21 protein-coding genes are annotated in these 23,514 nt (G+C 66.9%); 12 read left to right on the top strand and 9 right to left on the bottom strand.

Annotated features, from left to right (window positions below; all coding sequences use genetic code 11):
* The first annotated feature begins 7 nt into the window (after nt 1–7).
* Genes hutU through RMCB_RS34770 form a run of 5 tightly spaced genes read left to right on the top strand, consistent with a single transcriptional unit; the run spans nt 8 to nt 5,958 of the window.
* A complete protein-coding gene (gene hutU / locus RMCB_RS34790; protein ID WP_062832386.1) occupies nt 8–1,663 on the top strand; it encodes a urocanate hydratase in 1,656 nt (551 codons plus the stop codon).
* On the top strand, nt 1,663–2,877 hold the full coding sequence (locus RMCB_RS34785; protein ID WP_062832385.1) for an allantoate amidohydrolase: 1,215 nt from the start codon (nt 1,663–1,665) through the stop codon (nt 2,875–2,877). Before hutU ends, RMCB_RS34785 begins: the two co-directional genes overlap by 1 nt.
* Nucleotides 2,874–4,205, top strand: coding sequence for a formimidoylglutamate deiminase (locus RMCB_RS34780; protein WP_062832384.1), 1,332 nt, complete (start codon nt 2,874–2,876; stop codon nt 4,203–4,205). The genes RMCB_RS34785 and RMCB_RS34780 overlap by 4 nt, the downstream gene beginning before the upstream one ends.
* Nucleotides 4,202–5,395, top strand: coding sequence for an imidazolonepropionase (gene hutI, locus RMCB_RS34775; protein WP_062832383.1), 1,194 nt, complete (start codon nt 4,202–4,204; stop codon nt 5,393–5,395). Before RMCB_RS34780 ends, hutI begins: the two co-directional genes overlap by 4 nt.
* Nucleotides 5,392–5,958: a HutD/Ves family protein gene (locus RMCB_RS34770; RefSeq protein WP_062832382.1), complete on the top strand. Its 567-nt coding sequence runs from the start codon at nt 5,392–5,394 to the stop codon at nt 5,956–5,958. Before hutI ends, RMCB_RS34770 begins: the two co-directional genes overlap by 4 nt.
* 4 nt (nt 5,959–5,962) lie before the next feature.
* Here the strand turns inward: RMCB_RS34770 and RMCB_RS34765 are convergent, their stop codons facing one another.
* Nucleotides 5,963–7,375: an aminotransferase-like domain-containing protein gene (locus RMCB_RS34765; protein WP_072278606.1), complete on the bottom strand. Its 1,413-nt coding sequence runs from the start codon at nt 7,373–7,375 to the stop codon at nt 5,963–5,965.
* Between RMCB_RS34765 and RMCB_RS34760 the strand changes: the two genes are divergently transcribed.
* A complete protein-coding gene (locus RMCB_RS34760) occupies nt 7,374–8,282 on the top strand; it encodes a DMT family transporter (protein ID WP_062832381.1) in 909 nt (302 codons plus the stop codon). The genes RMCB_RS34765 and RMCB_RS34760 overlap by 2 nt on opposite strands.
* 61 nt (nt 8,283–8,343) lie before the next feature.
* On the opposite strand, the gene RMCB_RS34755 is transcribed toward RMCB_RS34760, so the two are convergent.
* The 3 genes from RMCB_RS34755 to RMCB_RS34745 form a co-directional block, all read right to left on the bottom strand.
* The gene (locus RMCB_RS34755; RefSeq protein WP_234792360.1) at nt 8,344–8,814 is read right to left on the bottom strand and encodes a hypothetical protein; all 471 of its coding nucleotides are present in this window, start codon (nt 8,812–8,814) and stop codon (nt 8,344–8,346) included.
* Nucleotides 8,815–9,008: 194 nt separating this feature from the next.
* Complete coding sequence (locus RMCB_RS34750) at nt 9,009–9,476, bottom strand: hypothetical protein (RefSeq protein ID WP_109784527.1); 468 nt, start codon at nt 9,474–9,476, stop codon at nt 9,009–9,011.
* A gap of 78 nt (nt 9,477–9,554) precedes the next feature.
* Nucleotides 9,555–10,334 carry an isocitrate lyase/PEP mutase family protein gene (locus RMCB_RS34745; RefSeq protein WP_201028395.1) on the bottom strand — a complete coding sequence of 260 codons (780 nt, stop codon included), beginning with the start codon at nt 10,332–10,334 and terminating at the stop codon, nt 9,555–9,557.
* Nucleotides 10,335–10,437: 103 nt separating this feature from the next.
* On the opposite strand from RMCB_RS34745, the gene RMCB_RS34740 reads away from it, so the two are divergent.
* The 5 genes from RMCB_RS34740 (at nt 10,438) to RMCB_RS36215 (ending at nt 14,593) form a co-directional block, all read left to right on the top strand.
* Entirely contained in the window at nt 10,438–10,728 is a 291-nt protein-coding gene (locus RMCB_RS34740; protein WP_029371590.1) for an Rv0250c family protein, read from the top strand.
* 57 nt (nt 10,729–10,785) lie between these two features.
* Complete coding sequence (locus RMCB_RS34735) at nt 10,786–11,616, top strand: succinate dehydrogenase subunit SdhC (protein ID WP_029371592.1); 831 nt, start codon at nt 10,786–10,788, stop codon at nt 11,614–11,616.
* A gap of 38 nt (nt 11,617–11,654) precedes the next feature.
* Nucleotides 11,655–13,562, top strand: coding sequence for a fumarate reductase/succinate dehydrogenase flavoprotein subunit (locus tag RMCB_RS34730; RefSeq protein ID WP_062832379.1), 1,908 nt, complete (start codon nt 11,655–11,657; stop codon nt 13,560–13,562).
* 1 nt (nt 13,563) lies between these two features.
* A complete protein-coding gene (locus RMCB_RS34725; RefSeq protein WP_062832378.1) occupies nt 13,564–14,313 on the top strand; it encodes a succinate dehydrogenase/fumarate reductase iron-sulfur subunit in 750 nt (249 codons plus the stop codon).
* A gap of 118 nt (nt 14,314–14,431) precedes the next feature.
* Nucleotides 14,432–14,593 (top strand): hypothetical protein, encoded by a 162-nt coding sequence (locus RMCB_RS36215; RefSeq protein ID WP_165606374.1) that lies wholly within the window; start codon nt 14,432–14,434, stop codon nt 14,591–14,593.
* A gap of 3 nt (nt 14,594–14,596) precedes the next feature.
* Here RMCB_RS36215 and RMCB_RS34720 read toward each other — a convergent pair whose 3' ends face one another.
* The gene (locus RMCB_RS34720) at nt 14,597–15,082 is read right to left on the bottom strand and encodes a flavin reductase family protein (protein WP_062832377.1); all 486 of its coding nucleotides are present in this window, start codon (nt 15,080–15,082) and stop codon (nt 14,597–14,599) included.
* Between the two features lie 182 nt (nt 15,083–15,264).
* Here RMCB_RS34720 and RMCB_RS34715 point away from each other — a divergent pair, with 182 nt between their 5' ends.
* The gene (locus RMCB_RS34715) at nt 15,265–15,918 is read left to right on the top strand and encodes a GAP family protein (protein WP_062832376.1); all 654 of its coding nucleotides are present in this window, start codon (nt 15,265–15,267) and stop codon (nt 15,916–15,918) included.
* 16 nt (nt 15,919–15,934) lie between these two features.
* Here RMCB_RS34715 and RMCB_RS34710 read toward each other — a convergent pair whose 3' ends face one another.
* The 4 genes from RMCB_RS34710 to RMCB_RS34695 all read right to left on the bottom strand — a co-directional run bounded on the left by RMCB_RS34710 (nt 15,935) and on the right by RMCB_RS34695 (nt 23,478).
* Nucleotides 15,935–17,704: an AMP-binding protein gene (locus RMCB_RS34710; protein ID WP_072278605.1), complete on the bottom strand. Its 1,770-nt coding sequence runs from the start codon at nt 17,702–17,704 to the stop codon at nt 15,935–15,937.
* A 47-nt stretch (nt 17,705–17,751) separates the two neighbouring features.
* Entirely contained in the window at nt 17,752–18,876 is a 1,125-nt protein-coding gene (gene pe, locus RMCB_RS34705; protein ID WP_072278604.1) for an acyltransferase PE, read from the bottom strand.
* A gap of 112 nt (nt 18,877–18,988) precedes the next feature.
* Nucleotides 18,989–21,970 (bottom strand): MMPL/RND family transporter, encoded by a 2,982-nt coding sequence (locus RMCB_RS34700; RefSeq protein ID WP_062832375.1) that lies wholly within the window; start codon nt 21,968–21,970, stop codon nt 18,989–18,991.
* 86 nt (nt 21,971–22,056) lie between these two features.
* Nucleotides 22,057–23,478 (bottom strand): condensation domain-containing protein, encoded by a 1,422-nt coding sequence (locus RMCB_RS34695; RefSeq protein ID WP_062832374.1) that lies wholly within the window; start codon nt 23,476–23,478, stop codon nt 22,057–22,059.
* Nucleotides 23,479–23,514: the final 36 nt, after the last annotated feature.

Raw genomic sequence — 23,514 nt, 5'->3', positions numbered from 1 at the left:
GAATCCAATGGAAGGCGCCCGTCCCGTACGTGCCCCTCGCGGCACCACGCGCACCGCCCGCAGCTGGTATACCGAAGCGCCGCTGCGCATGCTGATGAACAACCTGGATCCGGAGAACGCCGAACGTCCGGACGACCTCGTCGTCTACGGCGGCACCGGGCGCGCCGCGCGCAACTGGGCCTGTTTCGACGCCATGGTGCGCACCCTGGAGACCCTGGCACCCGACGAGACGATGCTGGTGCAATCCGGCAAGCCGGTCGGCGTGTGGCAGACCCATGAATGGGCACCGCGCGTGCTGATCGCCAACTCGAACCTGGTCGGCGACTGGGCCACCTGGCCCGAATTCCGGCGGTTGGAGAACCTCGGGCTGACGATGTACGGGCAGATGACTGCGGGATCCTGGATCTACATCGGCACCCAGGGCATCGTCCAGGGCACCTACGAAACCTTCGCCGCGGCAGCGGAAAAACGCTTCGGCGGCACCCTCGCCGGGACCCTGACGCTGACCGGCGGTTGCGGGGGCATGGGCGGTGCCCAGCCCCTCGCGGTGACCCTCAACGGCGGTGCCTGCCTGATCGTGGACGTCGACGAGGCGCGCCTGCGCCGCCGCGTCGAGCACCGCTACCTCGACGAGGTCGCCGACGATCTCGAGGACGCGATCAAGAAGGCCGTCGACGCCAGGACCAACAAGCGGGCCTGGTCGATCGGCGTCGTCGGCAACGCCGCCACGATCTTCCCCGAACTGCTGCGCCGCGGCGTACCGATCGACCTCGTCACCGACCAGACCAGCGCCCACGATCCGCTGTCCTACCTGCCCGAGGGCATCGACCTCGACGACTGGCACGACTACGCCGAGAAGAAGCCCGACGAATTCACCGACCGGGCCCGCGAATCCATGGCGACACAGGTCAAAGCCATGGTCGAGTTCCAGGACGGCGGCGCCGAGGTCTTCGACTACGGCAACTCGATCCGCGACGAAGCCCGCCTCGGCGGTTACGAACGGGCCTTCGAATTCCCCGGTTTCGTCCCCGCTTACATCCGACCGCTGTTCTGCGAGGGCAAGGGCCCGTTCCGCTGGGTCGCGCTCTCGGGCGATCCGGAGGACATCTACACCACGGACAAGGCCATCATGGACCTGTTCCCGGACGACGACCGCCTGCACAAGTGGATGCGCGGCGCCCGCGAGCGCATCGCGTTCCAGGGCCTGCCCGCCCGGATCTGCTGGCTGGGCTACGGCGAACGCGACAAGGCCGGCGTGCTGTTCAACGATCTGGTGGCCAGCGGCAAGGTGTCGGCCCCGATCGTCATCGGCCGCGACCACCTCGACTGCGGTTCGGTGGCCAGCCCCTACCGCGAGACCGAGTCGATGCTCGACGGATCCGATGCGATCGCCGACTGGCCGCTGCTCAACGCCCTGACCGCCACATCATCCGGTGCGGCGTGGGTGTCGATCCACCACGGCGGCGGAGTCGGCATCGGCCGGTCCATCCACGCCGGGCAGGTCGGTGTCGCCGACGGGACCGAGCTTGCGGCACAGAAGCTTTCCCGCCTGCTGACCAACGACCCCGGCATGGGCGTGATCCGTCACGTCGATGCCGGCTACGAGCGGGCCGAGGAAGTCGCGAAGGAACGCGGCGTCCGAATCCCCATGCAGGAGAGCTGATGCCGCCGCTCAAGGACAGGTTTGTCTCGCTGTGGGCGTCGCTCGCGCCGATCGGCCGTGACCCGGGCAGCGGTGGTTACCGCCGGTTCGCCTGGAACGCGGCCGACGGCGAGCTGCGAGCCTGGTTCATCGACCAGGCCAAGCAGCGCGGGCTGGTCTACGAGGAGGACCGCAACGGGAACCAGTGGGCGTGGTGGGGCGAACCCCGTGCCGGCTCGGTGGTGACCGGAAGCCATCTCGACAGCGTGCCCGACGGCGGCGCGTATGACGGTCCGCTGGGCGTGGTTTCGGCCTTTCTGGCTGTCGACGAACTGCGTGCGCAGGGCGTCGAACCCACGCGCTCGCTGGCGGTCACCAATTTCGCCGACGAGGAGGGCGCCCGGTTCGGCGTCGCGTGTATGGGCAGTCGGCTGCTGACCGGCGCGATCGAACCCGACCGGGCGCGCGGGCTCAAGGACGCCGACGGCGTCACCCTGGGCGACGCGATGCACGCGGCCGGGGTGGATCCCGCGCGGCTGGGCCGCGACGAGCAGGCGCTGGAGCGCATCGGGGTGTTCGTGGAACTCCATGTCGAACAGGGCCGGGCACTGGTGGACATGGACGCCGCGGTCGGGGTCGCGACAGCCATCTGGCCGCACGGCCGGTGGCGGTTCGAATTTCTCGGCGAGGCAAACCATGCCGGCACCACCCGGGTGGACGATCGCGTCGACCCCATGTTGCCGTTCGCGGCCAGCGTGCTGGCCGCCCGTGACACCGCCACCCGCACCGGGGCGCTCGCCACCTTCGGCAAGGTCCTGGTGATCCCCAACGGCGTCAACGCGATTCCGTCGGCCGTGCACGGTTGGCTGGACGCCCGCGCCGCCGATGACACCGTGCTGGAGAAATTGGTTTCCGAGGTCACCGCGGTCGGCGAGGAGGCGGCCGCCGAGCACGGTGCCACGTGCACGGTGACGCGCGAATCGTATTCGCCTGTCGTCGGTTTCGACGACGCGCTGCGGGACCGCATCAGCGCGCTGCTCGACGGCGCGCCCCAGTTGCCCACCGGAGCGGGCCACGACGCCGGGATCCTGTCGGCCCACGTGCCGACGGCGATGCTGTTCGTGCGCAATCCAACCGGGGTGAGTCACAGCCCGGTGGAAGACGCCTCCGACGACGACTGCGTGGCCGGAGTGGTTGCGCTGACCAAGGTGCTGAAAGAGTTGGTGAGCCAGTGACGCGGTATTTCGCGGATTACGCCTGGCTCGGCGGCGATCAGGTCAGCGACCGCGTGCTCATCGAGGTCGACGGCGACAGGATCACTTCGGTGTCAGCAGGGCAGGATCGCCCGGCCGACACCACCCACCTGGCAGGCGTGACGGTGCCGGGCCTGGCCAACTCGCACAGCCACGCGTTCCACCGCGCGCTACGCGGGCGCACCCACCGCGGTGGCGGCACGTTCTGGACCTGGCGTGAGGACATGTACGCCGTGGCCGGACGGCTGGACCCGGACTCGTATCACGCCCTCGCGCGTGCGACATATGCCGAGATGGCACTCGCGGGCATCACGTGCGTCGGCGAGTTCCACTACGTGCACCACCGCCCGGACGGCACGCCGTACCCCGAGTCGAATGCGTTGGGCGAGGCACTCATCGCGGCGGCCGCCGACGCCGGTATCCGCATCACCCTGCTCGACGCGTGTTATCTGACAGGCGGTTTCGACACCGAGCTGCAAGGCCCGCAGGTGCGGTTCACCGACGGCACCGCCGCGGCGTGGGCCGAGCGGGTCGAGCGGCTCACCGCCACACCCCAGGCCCGCATCGGCGCCGCGATCCACTCGGTCCGTGCCGTGCCGGCAGATCAGCTCGGCACTGTCGCCGATTGGGCCAAGAGCCACGGTGTGCCGCTGCACTTCCACATGTCCGAGCAGCGGGCCGAGAACGAGGCCTGCGTGGCCGCACACGGCTGCACCCCGACCCAGCTGCTGGCTGAACACGGCGCGCTGGGATCGCTGTCGACCGCGGTGCACGCCACCCATCTCACCGACGACGACGTCAGCGCCCTGGCCGATTCGCGCACCTACGTGTGTATGACGCCGACCACCGAACGCGACCTCGCCGACGGCATCGGCCGGGCACGGGATCTCGCAACGGCGGGCACCCCGCTGACGCTGGGCAGCGACAGCAACGCCATCGTGGACATCTTCGAGGAAACCCGCGGCATGGAACTCGACGAGCGGCTGCGTACCGAACGGCGCGGGCACTGGCCTGCGGCAGAGCTGATGCGCGCCGCCACCTCCGACGGGCATGCTTCGCTGGGCTGGCCCGAGGCCGGCCGGCTGGAAGCAGGTGCGCTCGCGGATTTCGTCACGGTCGGGCTCGACTCCGTCCGCATGGCCGGCTGGGAATCCGGAACCCTCTTGGAGACTTTGGTTTTCGCCGCGTCGGCCCCCGATGTGACCGATGTGGTGGTCGGCGGCCGCCGGGTGGTGGACCGACGTTCGCACACCCAGATCGACGATGTGCCTGCCGCACTTCATGATTCCATTAGGACTTTGATCTCATGAGTAGTCTTCTGATCGACAACATCGGCGCACTCGTCACCAATGATCCGGCGCAACAGGCCGGGCTGGTCGGCCTGATCGAGGATGCCGCGATGGTCTTCGACGACGGCGTGGTGGCCTGGGTCGGGCCCCGTGCCGGGGCACCGGACGCCGACGATCGCGTGGACGCCGACGGGCGCGCCGTCATCCCCGGTTTCGTCGACAGCCACAGCCACCTGGTGTTCAGCGGCGACCGGTCCGCGGAGTTCGCCGCCCGGATGGCCGGAAAGCCTTACAGTGCAGGTGGAATCAACACGACAGTCAATGCCACTCGCGCGGCGAGCACCGACGAGCTGCGCGCCAACGTCGCGCGCCTGATCGCCGAGTCGCGACGCTCGGGCACCACCACCAACGAGTGCAAGTCCGGCTACGGGCTGACGGTCGACACCGAGGTGCAGAGCCTGCAGCTCGCCGCCGAGTTCACCGACGAAATCACCTTCCTCGGGGCCCATTTGGTGCCGCAGGAATATGCCGATCGCCCTGACGACTACGTGGATCTGGTGTGCACGGCCATGCTCGACGCGTGTGCGCCCGCCGCCAAATGGATCGACGTGTTCTGCGAGCGGGGCGCGTTCGACGGGGATCAGACGCGCAAGATCCTGACCGCCGGCGTCGAGCGGGGCCTGATCCCGCGGGTGCACGCCAACCAGCTCGGGCCGGGGCCTGGTGTGCAGATCGCCGTAGAGTTCGGTGCGGCGTCGGCCGACCACGCGACGTTCCTCGACGACGACGACATCGCCGCGCTGGCGTCCGGCGACACCGTGGCCACCCTGCTTGCGGCCACCGAATTCGCAACGCGCATGCCGTATCCGGACGCCCGGCGGCTGCTCGACGCCGGTGTCACGGTAGCGCTGGCCAGCAATTGCAACCCGGGCTCGGGCTTCACCACCAACCTGCCGTTCTGCATCGCATTGGCGGTCCGCGACATGAACATGACTCCGGACGAAGCGCTGTGGTCGGCGACCATGGGTGGGGCGCGGGCATTGCGCCGTACCGACGTCGGGCATCTGGGTGTCGGTGCGCGAGCGGATGCGGTTCTGCTGGATGCCATTTCACATGTGCACCTGGCGTACCGGCCCGGCGTGCCGTTGGTCGGGGCGGTGTGGCGCTGTGGTGAGCTGGTGGCGGGTAGCCTCGGGGACCGCTCGTCGTGACACTGCGGGTGCAAACCTTCGCCACGCACCAGCGCATGCCGTGGCGCAACGGCGGTGGGGTGACCTACGAACTGGCCCGCAGCCCGGGCGATGACGAATTCGACTGGCGTATCAGCATTGCCGAGGTGTCGGCGTCCGGCGCATTCTCGGCGTTCCCCGGAGTCGATCGAATCATCACGTTCATCGACGGCACCGACATGGCGCTGACCGTCGACGGGGTGCGACACCGCCTGCAACCGTTGGAGCCGTTCGCCTTTGACGGCGGCTCCGACACCACCGGGGAGGTTTCCACACCGACCCGGGATCTCAACGTGATGACGCGCCGCGGGCGCGCCGGCGCAGAGCTCGACGTGATCCGGCTGCACGACGACGCCGAGGTGTCGGTGGGCCCTGCCGAACCGCTGGTGCTGATCGGCCTGTCCGGAACCGTCGCGGTGTCGTCGGCCGCAGGCGAAAGCGTCGAGCTGGGCGCATTGGACGCCGTGTGCTGGCCCGGGCCGTCGCTCACGGTGCGTGGGACGGGTGCGGTGGCGGTGGTGCGGATATGGCCGGCGCCGCGCTGAGCCGCTACCCCGCCTGCCTGGCCAGCGCGGCACCGACCACCTTGGCCCCCTCCACGAACCGCGCCGGCTCAGGCCCGGAGTAGTTCAGCCGCAGGTATGCACCCGCCGGTTCCGCCGGAAACCACTCCGCGCCCGCTGCGACCAGTACACCGTCGGTCTCGCAGTCGCGCACCAGCCTGTCGAGGTCGGTGGAATCGGGAAGCCTGAGCCACAGATGCAAGCCTCCGCGGGGCACCCGGTCCAGGTGCCCGGCGGGGATGTGTTCGGCGACGGCGGAGACGAGCAGGTCACGCCGTTGACGCAACTGGTGGCGCAGATCTCGCACGTGCGAGTGCCAGGCGGGCTGCGTGACGACGTCGAGCGCGGCCGCCTGCAGCAGTCCGCTGACGTACATGGATTCGGCGCCCCGGTCGGCGAGGATGCGTTCCCGTGCCGGTCCGCGTACCACCAGGCCCGCCACCCGGATCGCCGGCGACACACTCTTGGTCAGCGAGCGCAGGTAAATGACGTGGCCGGCGTCGTCGAGTGCGGCCACCGGGCTCGCGGCCGAGTCGATGGCGAAATCACGCGCCCAGTCGTCCTCCAGCAGAAAGGCACCATGGCGCCGCACGACGTCGAGCACCTCCCGCGCCAACTCAGAATCCCATTGCGCGCCAGTCGGATTGGCAAAATTCGGTTGCGCATAGAACAGCCTGGCGCCCGTCTGCGCAAAGGCACGCGCCAGCTCGTCGGGATCGGGGCCGCTCGAGCTGCTCGGGACCGGGACCAACCGCACCCCGGCCTGGGCGGCGGCAAGCATCGCTCCCCAGTAGCTGGGGGATTCGATGAGCATCGGCTGCCCGAAACCGACCAGGGCCCGAAAGGTCGAGCTCAAGCCACTTTGGCTGCCGGGCAACACGATCACGTCGCGAGCGGCCGGCGGAGTCACCCCCACCGGACACGATTCGGCGAGTTCGGCGGCGAACCACGCCCGCAATTCGGCCAGGCCCGCGGCGTCGGAGCGGGTCAGCGCGGCGTCGGAGCGCGCAGCCCGCGCCACGGCGGCGCGAACCAAGCGCTGGGGCAACAGTTCCCGGTCCGGATAACCCGAATGCAGGCCGATCACATCGGGTGCCGCGCTGCGCATCGGCGTGGACGGGCCCGGCAGGCGGACCTGAGGCGAGCCCAAAGCCGCTGTCTGCCAGGCGTAATCGGGCGGCCGCGCGGTGCGTAGGGCCCGCACGAACGTGCCTACCCCGGGCCGCGATTCCACGAGCCCGAGGCCGCGCAGAGCGCGCATGGCCTTCTGCACCGTGACCGGGCTGGCCCCGTACTGCGCCACGAGCGCACGATTGGGCGGCAATTGCGCGCCGGGCGCCGCGGCGGCGATCCACTGTCGCAGGCCCGCCACGATGCGCTCAGTGCTATCGTTATCCATGTCGGACAAGAGTAGCGCTACCGTGATGGTGCGACCACCGTTATCCCAAGCCGGTGTGTTGTGGGGCTTGCTGGGCGTGGTCGCATTTTCGTTCACCATCGTCTTCACCCGATTCGCCATCGGCGGGCTCTCGCCGCTGTTCATCGGTGCGGGGAGAGCCGTCGTCGCCGCCGCCCTGGCCGCCACGGCACTGGCCGTCACGCGGCAATCGCTGCCCCGCGGCGCCCAGTGGGTGCGCCTTGCGGTGGTGGCCGCGGGCGTCGTCGCCGGTTTCCCCCTCCTGACGTCGTACGCGCTCACGGTCGCGCCGGCCAGCCACGGTGCGGTCGTGGTCGCGCTGCTGCCCGCCGCCACCGCAGTCACCGCTGTCCTGCGCAGCCGCGAGCATCCGCCTGCGGCGTTCTGGGCGACAGCCGCCATCGGTGCGGCTGCCGCCGTGGTGTTCGCCATGGTGCAGGGCGGCGGAATCGGGCACCTGAGCTGGGCGGACCTGCTGCTGTTCGGCGCCGTGGCTGCGGCAGCTGTCGGCTATGCCGAGGGCGGCCTGCTGGCCAGGGAGCTCGGAGCGTGGCAGACCGTGTCGTGGGCGTTGGTGGTGGCGGCCCCGGTGATGCTGGTGCTGACCGCCGTGGCCGTCGTCCAGCAGCCGCCGAATGCAACGCCGGCACAGTGGGCGGCCTTCGGCTATCTGGCCGCGGTCAGCATGTACCTCGGCTTCTTCGCGTGGTACCGGGGACTGGCGATCGGTCCGATGGCGCAAGTCAGCCAGGTGCAACTCGTCCAGCCCGTGATGACGATCTGCTGGGCAGCGCTGCTGCTGCACGAGCCCGTGACCTGGTTGACGGTGCTGGGTGGCGCCGCGGTGATCGCGTGCGCGGGCCTTGCCGTGCGCATCCGGCTCGGCTGACGTCGTCGACGACGAACGCCGTTGGAGCTCAACGGAGCTCCACCGGTCCGGGGATCAGCGCTCAGATCGCGGCGATATACGACGAGGTGTAGATGTCGCCGTGCAGGCGGCCCGGGTGGGGCGGCCCTTCGACGACGACGCCCGCACCGGTCGCACCCGGCATCCGCGGGCCCGTGACGGTGGTCGAACCGTTGCCCAGACCGTCGATGTACATCAGCCCGCCGGTCATCCCGGCGTCACCCGGGTCGCACGGGGCCGCCAAGGAGCGTGGCACTTGAACCAACCGCACCTGATAGGTGGAGTCGGGCACCGCGGTCTGCACATGCACCTCGGCGCGCACCGAACCCGAGTCCGGTGCGCCGATATCGGCGAACCCCGAAGCAGTGCCGTAGGTCAGCTCATACCTCGGGGTAACCAGGTCACAGTCCTTGATCTGGTTGTCCAGGGGCACCATCGTCATCGCCGAACCCGCACCGGCGACTGCGGTGCCCGCGCCACCCAGTGCCGCGGCTGCAACCACTACGACTATCACTGGACAAATCCCATGCCTGGCCATGATCTGCGCCTCACATGCTCGTTGTGTGATCGTGGCCACATTATCCGCGCACAAGAGGGCTTCGCGCCAGGTCGGCGGCGCGACGGGATCACCCCAAGCCGACGCCGCCGCGCCGATGCCCGTGAAAGCCGGTGGACATCAACGCATTACACGGGCTTCACCACTGCGCCTCAGATCCGGGCGATGAAGGTCGAGCTGTAAGTCTCGGGAATGAACTTGCCTGTTGCGGGCGGACCCTCGATGACGACGTACGCACCCGTTGCACCCTGCATGAGCGGCCCGATCACGGTGGTCGAGGCCGAGCCCACCGCATCGGTGTGCATAACCCCGATCGCCACGCCCGGATCACCGGCATTGCACGTGGCGTACGACACGCGCGGCAGCTGAATCAGCCGCACCTGATAGGTCGTATCGGGCACCGCGGTCTGCATGCGCACGTCGGCGCGCACTGTGCCCGAACCGTCGGCGCCGACGTCGACAAAGCCCGAGCCGGTGCCGGCGCCGTACCCGGTCAGGTGCTCCGCCGCGGCGAAGTCACAATGCCTGATCTGCGCCTGCAGCGGCACCATCGTCAAACCCGAATCCGCCGCGGCGACACCGGCGCCGAGCATTGCGACGGCCACCACGGACGCCGTCATCGCGAAACCTCTACCCCGACCCATGATGCGTCCTGTTCTCGTGACCCCTTGGTCACATTATGGACGCACAGGGGACGTTCAGCGCCAGCGGATCAGCAGCTCGTTCACCTTCGGAGTCAGGGCCCGCTGCAGGAACGGCCCGAAGCTGATCCGGCCGACGCCGAGCGGTCCGAACGACTTCGGATCGTCGGCCTCGGGTATCGCGATCGCGTTCACCGGCAGAGGCAGCTCAGATGTCAAGCGCCGCATGGTGTCCGGATCATGGCGTCCCACCGGATACAGGCAGTCCGCACCCGCGTCGGCAGCCAGTTTCAGCCGGGCCACGGCGCGTTCGACGCGATCGGCCTCCGAACCGTCCTCCCGCAGGAACAGATCGGTCCGCGCATTGATCACAACGTGCACCCCTGCCGCGTCAGCCGCCTTGCGCAGCTCACCGACCAACGCGGCGTGCTCCTCGGGACTGCGCAGGCGTTTGTCCTCCTTATGCACGGTGTCCTCGATGTTCAGCCCGACCGCGCCGGCGGCCAGCAGACCGTCGATGAGCCGCTGCGGCGTCTCGCCGTAACCGGATTCGATGTCGACCGAGATCGGCACGTCGACCGCCCCACTGATCTGAGCCACCCGCGCCGTCAACTCGTCGTACGTCATACCCTCGCCGTCGGCCTTCCCGACCGAATCGGCCACCGGATGGCTGCCCAGCGTGAGTGCTTCGAACCCCGCCTCGACGGCGATCTTCGCCGACCAGGCGTCCCACACCGTGGGCAACACCACGGGATTGCCCGGCTGGTGCAGCGCCAGCAGGGCCGTCGCACGGTCCTGCAGAACCTGTTGGGACAGAGCTTGTTGGGGCACCTGCATACCTCCGACTCTCAACGTGACCCGCGTCACTCTCAACTGGTGATGTGGCTAGCATCGGTTGTCGTACTGTGATTCATGACACCCTTCAGCCCAAGGAGGTCACATGTCCACCACAACCGAATTCGCCGAACTGCACAAGTTGATCGGCGATATGCGTCGCTCGGTCACGGCACTGGCGGCCAAATACGGTGACTCGCCGGCCACGCGCCGCATAACCAATGACGTCGAACGCATCCTCCTCGACATCGACCGGCTGAACATCGACGCCGACGAACTCGCGATGCGCCACGGCTGCACGCAGCCGACATCCGCCGGCGAGAAGATCGCGATCCCCGACACCCAATACGACCGGGAGTTCTGGGGCGACATCAGTGATGGCGGCGTCAGCGGCTAGTAGGACGCCGGGGCATCTGACGCCTCACACAACAACTGAACCTTACGAAAGGGAACCGTGAGCGCACCCACCGACGACCGTCGTGCGACCGGGGTCTTCTCCCCCACGCGCGCCCAGATTCCGGAGCGCACGCTGCGGACCGACCGGTGGTGGCAGGCTCCCCTGCTGACCGACCTCGGACTGGCCGCGTTCGTCATCTACGCCACCATCCGGGCGTTCTGGGGCAGCGCTTACTGGGTTCCGCAGTACCACTACCTGACCCCCTTCTACTCGCCGTGCGTGAGCACCGCGTGCGCGCCGGGGGCCAGCCACTTCGGGCATTGGGTGGGCGCCCTGCCGTGGTTCATCCCGATGGCGTTCATCTCCCTGCCGTTCCTACTGGCCTTCCGGCTCACCTGCTACTACTACCGCAAGGCCTACTACCGGTCGGTCTGGCAGTCACCGACCGCCTGCGCCGTAGCCGAGCCGCACGCGAAATACACCGGGGAGACGCGACTTCCGCTGATCGTGCAGAACGCACACCGGTACTTCTTCTACGTCGCGGTGCTGATCTCACTGGTGAACACCTACGACGCGATCGTGGCCTTCCATTCGGACAAGACCGCGAGCGGTTTCGGATTCGGCCTCGGCAACCTGATCCTGCTCGTCAACGTGATCCTGCTGTGGGTGTACACCATCTCGTGCCACTCGTGCAGGCACGTCACCGGCGGGCGGCTCAAGCACTTCTCGAAACATCCGGTCCGCTACTGGATCTGGACCCAGGTGTCCAAGCTCAACACGCGACACATGCTTTTCGCGTGGATCACGCTGGGCACCCTGGTGCTCACCGACTTCTACATCATGCTGGTCGCCAGCGGAACCATCTCCGACCTGAGATTTGTTGGCTGACAATCTGATTCCTAATGGACAAAGTAGTGGGGTTATAGATGGCTGAACTGGAACGGCATCAATACGACGTTGTCGTGATCGGTGCCGGCGGTGCAGGGCTGCGTGCTGTGATCGAGGCACGCGAGCGCGGTCTGCGGGTGGCGGTGGTTACCAAATCGCTGTTCGGCAAGGCACATACGGTGATGGCCGAGGGCGGCTGCGCCGCAGCTATGCGCAACGTCAACACCAAGGACTCGTGGCAGGTGCACTTCGGTGACACGATGCGCGGCGGCAAGTTCCTCAACAACTGGCGGATGGCCGAACTGCACGCGCAGGAGGCCCCGGACCGCGTGTGGGAGCTGGAGTCCTACGGCGCGTTGTTCGACCGCACCAAGGACGGCCGGATCAGCCAGCGCAACTTCGGCGGCCACACCTACCCGCGGCTCGCCCACGTCGGCGACCGCACCGGGCTGGAGATCATCCGCACCCTGCAGCAGAAGATCGTCTCGCTGCAGCAGGAGGACAAGGCCGAACTCGGCGACTACGAGGCCCGCATCCGGGTGTTCCACGAAACCGCGATCACCGACCTGATCAAAGACGGAGACCGGATCGCAGGCGCTTTCGGGTATTACCGCGAGACGGGCAATTTCGTGCTGTTCGAGGCCCCCGCGATCGTGCTGGCGACCGGCGGCATCGGCAAGTCCTTCAAGGTGTCGTCGAACTCGTGGGAGTACACCGGAGACGGCCACGCGCTGGCCCTGCGCGCCGGGTCGGGCCTGATCAACATGGAGTTCATCCAGTTTCACCCGACCGGCATGGTGTGGCCGCTGTCGGTGAAGGGGATCCTGGTCACCGAAGGCGTGCGCGGTGACGGCGGAGTGTTGAAGAACTCCGAGGGCAAGCGGTTCATGTTCGACTACATCCCCGCGGTGTTCAAAGGCCAGTACGCCGAGACCGAAGAAGAAGCCGACCAGTGGCTCAAGGACAACGACTCCGCTCGCCGCACCCCTGATCTGCTTCCCCGCGACGAGGTGGCCCGCGCCATCAACTCCGAGGTCAAGGCGGGCCGCGGTTCGCCACACGGCGGCGTGTACCTCGACATCGCCTCGCGCATGCCGACCGAGGAGATCAAGCGGCGGCTGCCGTCGATGTACCACCAGTTCATGGAGCTCGCCGAGGTCGACATCACCAAGGACGAGATGGAGGTCGGCCCCACCTGCCACTACGTGATGGGCGGTATCGAAGTCGACCCCGACACCGGCGGCGCCGTCACGCCGGGGCTGTTCGCCGCGGGCGAGTGTTCGGGCGGGATGCACGGCTCGAACCGGCTGGGTGGCAACTCGCTGAGTGACCTTCTGGTGTTCGGCCGCCGCGCCGGACTCGGCGCTGCCGACTACGTGCAGACCCTCGCCGAGCGGCCGGCCGTCTCGGAGGCCGCCATCGTGGAGGCCACGCAGCTGGCACTGTCGCCGTTCGATTCGCACGCGAATCCGGAAAATCCGTACACCCTGCACGCCGAGCTGCAGCAGTGCATGAACGACCTGGTCGGCATCATCCGCAAGGCCGACGAGATCGAGGAGGCGCTGACCAAGCTCGCCGAACTCAAGGCCCGGGTGCACAACGTCACGGTCGAGGGCGGCCGCGCCTTCAACCCCGGCTGGCACCTGGCCATCGACATGCGCAACATGCTGCTGGTCAGTGAGTGCGTCGCCAAAGCCGCGCTGGCCCGCACCGAGAGCAGGGGCGGGCACACCCGCGACGACTATCCGGAGATGGACGCCAACTGGCGCAACACCCTGCTGGTGTGCCGCGCGGTCGGTGATGACCAGGTGGTGCCGGACGTGACGGTGACGCCCGAATCGCAGCTGCCCATGCGGGCAGACCTGCTGGCCACGTTCGAGCTGTCCGAGCTGGAGAAGTACTACACCGAGCAAGAACTGGCCGAGCACCCCGATCGGAAGGGCTGAGATGGCGGCGTACAACGCGAACCTGCGGGTCTGGCGCGGAGACGATACGGGCGGTGATCTGCAGGACTACACCGTCGAGGTCAATGACGGCGAGGTGGTGCTCGACATCATTCACCGGCTGCAGGCCACGCAGACCCCGGATCTGGCCGTGCGATGGAACTGCAAGGCCGGCAAGTGCGGATCCTGCTCGGCCGAGATCAACGGCCGCCCGCGGCTGATGTGCATGACCCGGATGTCGACGTTCGACCCGGCCGAGACCGTCACGGTGACGCCGCTGCGCACCTTCCCCGTGATGCGTGACCTGGTCACCGATGTGTCGTTCAACTACGAGAAGGCCCGCCAGATCCCGTCGTTCACGCCGCCGAAAGGCCTGCAGCCCGGGGAATACCGGATGCAGCAGGAAGACGTGAACCGCAGCCAGGAATTCCGCAAGTGCATCGAGTGCTTCCTGTGCCAGAACGTCTGTCACGTGGTGCGCGACCACGAGGAGAACAAGCAGAACTTCGCAGGACCCCGGTTCCACATGCGCATCGCCGAACTGGACATGCACCCGCTGGATACCGTGGACCGCCGCGACATGGCCCAGGACGAGTTCGGGCTGGGCTACTGCAACATCACCAAGTGCTGCACCGAGGTGTGCCCCGAGAACATCAAGATCACCGACAACGCGCTGATCCCGATGAAGGAACGCGTCGTGGACCGCAAGTACGACCCGATCGTGTGGCTGGGCAACAAGCTGTTCAAGCGGTGACGAGCATCGTGCGTTGATCCTGCGGGCGAGGTGCGAATGTCCGAGTAGAGGCTGCCCTCACCGCAGGCTCAACGCGTAGGCTCGGCGTAAGCAGCCAATCAGCGACGAAAGGCAGCCGATGACAATGGGACACACCCACAGCGTCAACGACATCCGCACGGCAATCCGTGAGCTTTCGGCCCGCGCGGAACTGGCCCGCAAGGAAGGGCGCCCCGACGACGCCGCCGAACTGGAGCAGCGCATCGACGGCTACCGCAGGGAACTTTCCGAGCGCCCCTGAACCTCAGTCGCCGAGCCGGTGAAATGTGCTGCGGTGGAAGACAATCGGTGAGATGTCAGCGTGCACGGTGATTTCATTGACCCGTAGCAGAACGATGGTGTGATCGCCCGCGGGCACCAGCTGGGCGATGGTGCTCTCCAGCCACACGCTGGTGCCGTGGATGAACACCGCACCCGAGTCGCGTGATTCCGTCTCCAGGCCCGCGAACCGGTCGCCGGTCTTGGCTGCCAGTGAGCGCACCGCGTCGTCGTGCGACTCACCGAGCACGCTGATGCCCAGCGCCGGAAGATCCTTGAGCTTGGGCCAGGTGGTGGAGCTGTTCTGCACGCAGAAGGACACCAGCGGAGGGTCCAGCGACACCGGGACGAACGTGCTGGCAGCCAGGCCCACACGAATGCCCTCCACCTCGGCGGCGATAGCCACGACGCCGGTGGGGAAATGGCCGAATGCTTCACGCAGAGACGTCGGGCTCAATTCTGTTGCGCTCATATCATCTCCATCTTCACACGCGGTCGCCGACGGCGGCCACCGTCAGGCTCGCCGTGAACCGAACTAGACCGCGCCGTCGCGCGCCGGTTTGAGTAGCCTGACGCCATGCCCAACACGTCGAACCTGTCCGTGCTGCGTGAACACGTTCGTCCGGGCGTATAGACGGACACTACCCAGTCGACATGTGGATCACGCCGCTGCTGGTAATGGCCGCCGCGGTCAGCCTGGAGCCGTTCCGGATCGGGATGACGGTCCTGATGCTCAACCGGCCCCGACCGCTGCTGCAACTGCTCACATTCCTCACCGGTGGTTTCGCGATGGGCACCGCGGTCGGCATGGTGGTGCTCTTCGTTCTGCGGCCTGCCATGGGGTCAGCCCACTTCACCCTGCCGAGAGCACAGATGGTGGCAGGGGCGATCGTGCTGGTGGTCGCCGCAGCCGTGGGCTCCGGCCTGGTGGGGCCGAAAGCCGACCGGGAGCCAGGCCAGCTCGCGCTGCGCACCCGACAACTGCTCAACGGTCATTCACTGTGGACAGCCGGCGTCGCGGGCCTCGGCATCGCACTGCCATCGGTGGACTATCTCGCCGCGCTGACGCTCATCGTCGCGTCGGGTGCGGCAGCCGCCACGCAGGTCGGCGCTCTGCTGCTGTTCAACGTGGTGGCGTTCGGGCTCGTCGAGATCCCGCTGATCTGCTACCTGGTCGCGCCTGACCGCACCCGGGCAGCCCTGTCGACGCTGCACGAGTGGCTGCGGGCCAGGCACCGCTTCGAGGTCGCGGCCCTACTGGCCACGGTCGGCTGTGTCCTGCTGGTCGCGGGGTACACCGGGCTGTAGCGAGCGCCCGACCGGCTCAAGCATCCAGGCGGATGAACTCGTCCTGCCGATACTGCTCCGCACACGCGGCCCGCCTGATCTTGCCGCTCGTCGTCGTGGGGATCGATCCGGGCGGGACCAGCACGAGATCCCCGACATTGAGCCCGTGGGCATTGGAGATCGCGGAGGTGACGTCGCTCTTGATGGCGGTGAGCCACTGCCCGGCCTCGACCGTCGACTCCCCTCGCTTCTTGACTTCGATGACGGTGACGAGCTTCTCGGTGCTGTTCACCGGAACCGATATCGCCGCGACCCGACCGCCGGTGATCTGCTGGACCGTCGCCTCGATGTCCTCGGGATAGTGGTTGCGCCCGCGGATGATCAGCAGATCCTTGATGCGGCCGACGATGAACAGCTCGCCACCCGAGACGAAGCCCAGATCACCGGTTTTCAGCCAGCGCCCGGCGGGCGTGCCCGGCGATGGGTCGACGAGGGTGGCGCCGAAGCACTGTTGCTCCTCGGGTGACCGGTTCCAGTAACCGGTCGCGACGTTGTCGCCGTGCACCCAGATCTCGCCGACCACGTCCTGCGCGCATTCCTGGTGCGTTTCGACGTCGACGATCCGCAGCACCGGCGACTGCGGCAGCTGGTATCTGACGAGCGCTGAGCTGGTTCCTGCTGCGCCGCCGGTGCCCAGCTCCTCACGTGCGCAGCGCCGCACGCGGCCAGCCGACAGCTCGTCGACGTCGAACGCGGCGACCTCCGCCGACTCGCTCCAGACCCCGCTGGTCACGTAGACCGTCGCCTCCGCCAGCCCGTACGAAGGCCGCAGCATGTGATCCCGAAAGTTGAAGTGGGCGAACCGATCTGTAAAGCGTTCCAGGGTTGCCGGCTCCACCCGCTCCGCGCCGTTGATGATGCCGAGCACTCCGCCGAGGTCGAGTCCCGCGAGGTCGGCGTCCTTGGTCTTGCGGGCCGCCAGGTCGAACGCAAAGTTGGGCGCGGCGGAGAAGGCACCGGGACTCTGGGCGAGTGCCCGCACCCATCGCGACGGTTTCTCCAGGAAAGCCACGGGACTCGTCAGGACCGCGCGATAACCACCGAGGATGGGCGCGCAGACACCGAGGACCAATCCCATGTCGTGGTAGAAGGGCAACCACGACACGATCGTCCGTACTGGCGTGGCCTTGGCATTCGCGTCCGAGAACAAGCCGCGCATCAGCTGCTCGAAATTCGCCTGAAGGTTGCGATGCGAGATCATCACTCCGGTCGGTAGCCGCGTCGAGCCGGAGCTGTACTGCAGGTAGGCCGTGCTGGGGAACTCAGCCGTCTCGATGCTCGGTTCGCCGTCGGCATCCAGGTTCAGCGCATCGATCGCGACGATCTTCGGCGCGGTCTCCATGACCGACTGATCGACGTAGTCGCCGACATCCTGCGCGACGGCAGCCGTCGTGAGAACCACCGCAGGGTGCGTATCGGCCACGACCGCACTCACGCGGTCATGGCTGGAGCCGCGATGCGGCAACGGCAACGGAACCGCGATGAGACCGGCCTGCATCGCCCCCAGAAAAGCCAGGATGTACTCGAGGCCCTGTGGGGCCAGGATCACCGCCCGATCGCCGACCTCGCCGTGGAGGCGGATCTCGCGGGCCACATTCACGGTTCGACGCGACAACTGCGCCCACGTGAGGCTGTGCTCCACACCAGCCGGGTCGTGGTCGTAGTCGGTGAACGTGAAGGCCACATCGTCGGGACGCAGGCTGGCACGCCCATGCAGCATCGAGAGAATGGATGATTGGGTCGACATCACATCACGTCCATAACTAGTCGAATCCGTCGTGTTCGGTAGCGCCGTCAGCCTGCGCTCTTGGGGTTCAGCACGGACATCGCGCCGTTGACGATCTCCGACATGGGATCGGCGCCCCCACCGAAGGTGGCCTCGTTGGCCGGTGCGGTGACTTTCGCGGGGTCGAAGCCGTGCACCGGGTCCACCGTGACCGGAGCGGTCGCCGGATCGTCGTTACGCGAATAACCCGCATCCACCATGGGCTGCAGGATCCTGTCCAGCTGGTTCAGCGTGTTCTGGTCATACCCCAGGTACTTGAAGGGCAACACCAACGGCAGGTGTTCCTCGGGGACCAGGTACGTCGTGGTCGTCGCGCCCTTGGAGTTGACCGTCGTCCTGATGTTCTGCGGCGGGACGTTGCTGGGATTGGTGAACGCGATCGCGGTGTGACCGGTGGCCAGCCCGGCGATCGCGTTGATGACGCTCATCCAGTTGTCGGGCCGATCCGGCCAGTCGGCGATGCTGTCGTAGGCGGAGATGAACTGGTCGGTGTGGTACTGGCTCTCCACCGGAGCCGGTATGCGGTAGTCCATGAACGGTACGACGCTGCCGACGGGGAAGTTCTGCGTCAGGAAACTCTCACCGAACGGATGCTTTGCGATCGGGTCGCCGAACGTCGCGAAGGTCAACTGGTCCGGCGGCGGCGCGGTCGGATCGTTGGCCAGTCGCGCCTTCACGGCGTTGAGCACGAGCGCGCCCTCGGACAACCCCATCGCCGTTCCCTTGCCGCCCGTGCGGATGGCGGCGTCGAGGTTTCCCTCCCCCTCATCTACCGATTCACCGATGCTGGGGCCGTCCAGGCCGAGACCGGGGTAGATCTTCTCGCCGATCGGGCCGATACCGGGGAAGAGACGTTCCAGGGTGTGGCCCTGCACCTGCCCTGCCGGGTAGTCGACCTTCACGCGCTTCATCCCGGGAAACCACTGCTCGCCCGTCATCCGGATGTACTCGTCGTAGGGAATGCCGAGCACGTGGGCACCGCCCAACGCGTATGCGGTTCCGGGATCCGGATTCCCCGGAACGGGAGGTCTGGGCACCGGCGCGTCGTCGGCCCGCGCACTGCCGACGATGCCGAAGGATCCGGTGACGCTGGTGGTCACCAGCAGTGCAAGTCCAGCAAGGAGTTTCTTCATCTCCACTCCTATCGCCCCGCTCCGGTTCGTAGTTTCACACACATCATGTCTGCATGCCCGACCTGACACTGCTGAGAATTTGCTGCTCACGTTCCCAGCAACTTCTTGCTCCTCACGTCCGCAGCCGCAACTTGGCGGCAACCGCCTGCGACGGCCAGAAATTCGCCCGCCCCACCAAAGTCGCAATGGCGGGCACCGTGATGGTGCGCACCACGAAGGTGTCCAGCAGGATTCCCACACCGATCACGAAGCCCCCCTGCACCACTATGCCGATGCTGGAGAACAACAGCCCCGCCATCGAAGCCGCGAAGATGAGGCCCGCCGCGGTGATCACGCCGCCCGTCGAACTCAACGTGCGAATGACGCCGTAGCGCACGCTGTGCAAAGACTCGTCACGCAGCCGCGACACCAGCAGCATGTTGTAGTCGGCGCCGACCGCGACCAGCACAACGAACGCCAGTGGCGGCACACTCCAATGCAATGGCTGGTGTAACAGGTACTGGAAGAACAGCACGCTGATACCCATAGCCGCGAAATACGAGACCACCACCGACCCGACGAGGTAGAGCGGCGCGACGACCGACCGCAACAGCAACGTCAGCGTCACCAGCACGACGATGAGCGTCGCGATGATGATGTAGCGGATGTCCTGCTGGTAGTAGTCACGGGTGTCGCGCAATGCGGCGGGGAACCCGCCCATCGTTATGGTCGCGTCAGCCAGCGCGGTGTTCGGCTGGGCGCCCCGGGCGATGTCCTGGATCTGGTTGACCTGATCCATCGCTTCGGAGCTGAACGGGTTGAGCTTGGTTTGCACCAGGTACCGCGCCGAGCGGCCGTCCGGCGAGACGTACGCCGCGGAAGCCTTCTTGAAGTCCGGCAGGCCCAGCACTTCGGCCGGGATGTTGAACCCGGCCTGTGATGGGTCGGCGGCATTGGTCCGCATCGTCATCAGGAACGCCGAGGCCTGGTTGAGTCCGTCGGCGATCACCTTGACCTGCTTGACGAGTTCGTCGACCCCACCGGCCACCTCACGGCTGCCGCCGGCGAGCCGGTCGGCACCCTGCTGCAGCTGCCTCATGCCGGCCTGCGGACCGCCGGGCTTGTCCAGACCCAGCGTCTTGACGGCCTTGGAGACATTGACCAGGGCGGCGTTGAGCTTGTTCACCGTCGCGGTCAGGGTCTGCTTGTCGTCGACGCCCTGGAGTTGGTGCGCGAGATCGTTGATCTGGTCGAGATTGCCGTCGCCGCGCGAGTCGCTCAATTTCTGGAACTGGGCGCGGGTTTCGCTGCACGACGGATTGGCATCGCACACCGCGTTACCGTTCAGCGCCTGCAGAACCGGGTCGATCCATCCGAAGATGTTCTTGACGGCCGAGAGGTTGTACCCCATGGAATTGGACAGCGCGTTGATGCTCTGCACCAGCTTGGCCGCGGTGTCGACATCCTTGACCAGCTTGTCGCCACCGTACTCCGTGCGCACCGACGACATGGTGTCGACGAGGCTCTGAATACTGGGCGCGATCTGCGTGATCTGGGCACGCACGTCGGCGAGGCTGTCTGCGAGGGTCTTGGCGCCGTTGTTCAGTCGGTTGAGGTCGCCGCTGCGCTGGTCGATCTGATCGGATCCGTTTGCCAGCCGGTCGCCGACGAGGCCGGCCTGGTAGGTGGCACGGAATTCCGGCGGCACGTCGCCGAGCGGCCGGGTGATGCCGCTGACCATGCCGACGTCGGGCAACTGGGCGACGCGGGACGCCATCTGCTCCAGGTCCGCCAGCGCCCGCGGGGTACGCAGATCGTGCGGCGACTGGACGAGGATGTACTCGGGAATGGACTGGGCGATGGGGAAATGGCGTTCGACCGCGGCGTATCCGATGGAGCTCGACGCCGAGGGCGATACCACCTTGCGGTCGTCGTAGTTGTACCGCGCGAAGATCGCGCAGCCGGCCAGGAGGGCCAAGACGAGCAGGCTGGCGGCAAGGTGCGCGACCGGCCTACGCACGATCCGGATACCGGACCGCCGCCAGAACCGAGCCGTCAACTCGCGCCGCGGCTTCACCCAGCCACGGGGCCCGGCGAGCACCAGGATCGCAGGCAACAACGTCATGCCGGCGAGGAACGCGACACCGATGCCGATGGCCGACGCCACTCCGACCGTTCTGAACACGCCCATCTTGGAGAAGCTCAGAAGCAGGAAGGTGAGGCCCACCGTGGTGGCGGATGCGGCGATCACCTTCCCGATCGAGATGATCGCCTTGTTGACCGCCTGGTCCGAATCCGAGCCCGAGCGCAGATAGTCGTGATAGCGGCTGATGAGAAAGACGGCGTAGTCCGTTCCGGCGCCGGCCATGATCGCGCTGAGGAAGACGATGGACTGGTTGGACACACCCGAACCCGTCAGCTGGGAGTAGCCCGCGACCAGCGCTTGGGCGATCACCAGCGATGATCCGATGGTCACCAAGGGCAGCAGCATGGTGACCGCGCTGCGGTAGACCACCAACAGCACCGCGAGGACCAGGATGGCGATCGCCAGTTCGATCGGCAGGCGATCCTTTTGACCTGCGACGGTGAGGTCGGCGGCGGTGGCCGCGGGGCCCGTGACGTGGACCTCCGTGGTGCTGCCCGCTGTGCTGCGGGCGACGATCTCGGAGACCCGGTTGAACGAGTCGAACGCCCGGGGCGTGCCCAGCTCACCGGCCAGCCCCACCGGCAAGACCCAGGTCGTCTTGTCCTCGCTGGTCATGAACTTCCGCAGCTGCGGCGTGGCGATGAAGTCCTGGACGCTGACCACGTCGGCCTGGTCGTCGCGTAGCGCGTCGACCAGCTTGCGGTAGGTCGCCTCGTCGGCGGGTCCGAGTCCTTTCTCGTTGATCAGCGCCACCAACAGAAGGTCGTCGTTGCCCGGTTCGTGAAACGCCTGGGTCATCTTCTGCGCGGTCACGCTCGACGGCGCGTCGTTGGGCAGGATGGCCAGCGGATGCTTCTCCGCCATGGCGCTCAGCGACGGGAAGGCCAGCGGCAGGGCGATCAGCAGCGCCACCCAGACCCCGATCACCGCCCATGGCCACCGCACCACCAGGTCGGCTATCCGTCGCATGTTGCCCTCACCTTCATCCCGGAGTCGGAGCCCACCGGAAAATCAATGACCCGGCCATTTCTGCTCCTCGCGTCCGCACCGTTTCGCTACGCGACGCGTCCCCAGTGCCCGCTGTCAGCAACCCGTCCGGCGACCGACTTCATCGCTTGCATGTAGCGCGTCACCGATTTCTTGGCGACCGCATTGTCGGGGTGCATGATCGCCATGACCGTGCCTTCCCCGTACCGGAATATGTAGATCGTCAATTGGTAGGAAAACCGATTGTCGGGGTACATCCCGATATTGTTCGCAAGCCCCAAGTCGCCGGCCGCGAGGATCGCGTTGAGCGGCGCGGCACCACCGTGCAAAAAGTTCGACACCGGAAAGTTCGGGCGTGGCCAGTTCAACCACGGGGCCAACTCCAAAACGCGGTAATACGGAACACGGGCCATGTCAAGCCCCGAGTCGAATGAGGCCTGCGCTGCCCACGCGGCCTCGCTGAAAGACGTCGCCGCCACCGGCACGGTGATCGGAATCAAGCCCGTGAACCAGCCCTGCGTCATGAAATTGTCGCCGGCGGTACGAGAATCCCTCGGGGTCAGCCCGTAGTAGGTGAGCGCACCCGTGAATTCGTGCTCCACCAGAGCCAGGCAGGCAAACAAGCCGCCGACGAAACGCGCGCCTGCTCCGGCACAGGCCGAGTCGAAGCGTTCCGTCTGAGCCGGGCTCATCAGAATCTCGGAACTCCAGGCGCTGCTCATCGACTCGTCCGGGTTTCCCAGCGGCAGCGGAAATTCGGGGAAGCCGTCGCTGTTGTTCGCGGCGAAGTCGATCCAGGCGCGCACGCCGGGCGAATCCACCGTCAACGCCGAGGTGTATTCGCCCTCGCGGACACAGAAGTCATCGAAGCTACCGGCGTCGGGCAGCGCGAGGGCCTGGCCGCTCCCGCTCATCGCGGAATACATGCCGTTGGCTTCCATCATCGTGGTGCCGATCAACGTCGCGTCCCCGTGAACGTGATCCATGGCCGCAAAGAACGTGAAGTGAGTTTCGTTCTGGACTATCCCGAATGTGAAGCAGCCCCATTCCAACGGATTGGGGATGTCCACAACGTGGGCACGTATTTCGTCGGCCGTCATGTGCCCCTGATCGACGGGCACGAATTCGATGTCGGCCGGGTCCTGCAGGGCGTGCCGGATGAAGTCGCCGTCACCGGTCCGTTCGAACCAACTGCGGAATGTGTCGTGCCGCCGTAGATAGGTATTGACGGCGTGGTCCATGGCCGCGATATCGCATTGGCCGGCCACCTCACAGCTGGCGATGATCTGCCGCGAGAAGTTCAAACCCGCCGCGGTGCGGTCGTGATAGTTACGAAGATGTTGGCGCTGCATGTAGCTAACCGGAACCGAACTCACGGGCGCCTGTTTGGCTTTTTCCTGAGCCGCGGCAGTCGGGTGCCACGAGGTGACCGAGCCCGAACTCAACGACCATTCATCAAGTGCGCCAACAGTTATCTTCCCGATGCGCAAAAGCTCGTCCCCTCTCAGGACTCCTTGCTAAGCCGG

It is taken from the genome of Mycolicibacterium brisbanense (assembly GCF_001570425.1).
Lineage (GTDB): Bacteria > Actinomycetota > Actinomycetes > Mycobacteriales > Mycobacteriaceae > Mycobacterium > Mycobacterium brisbanense.
The sequence above is the reverse complement of the archived record's forward strand: the minus strand, read 5'-3'. Positions and strand labels throughout refer to the sequence as shown.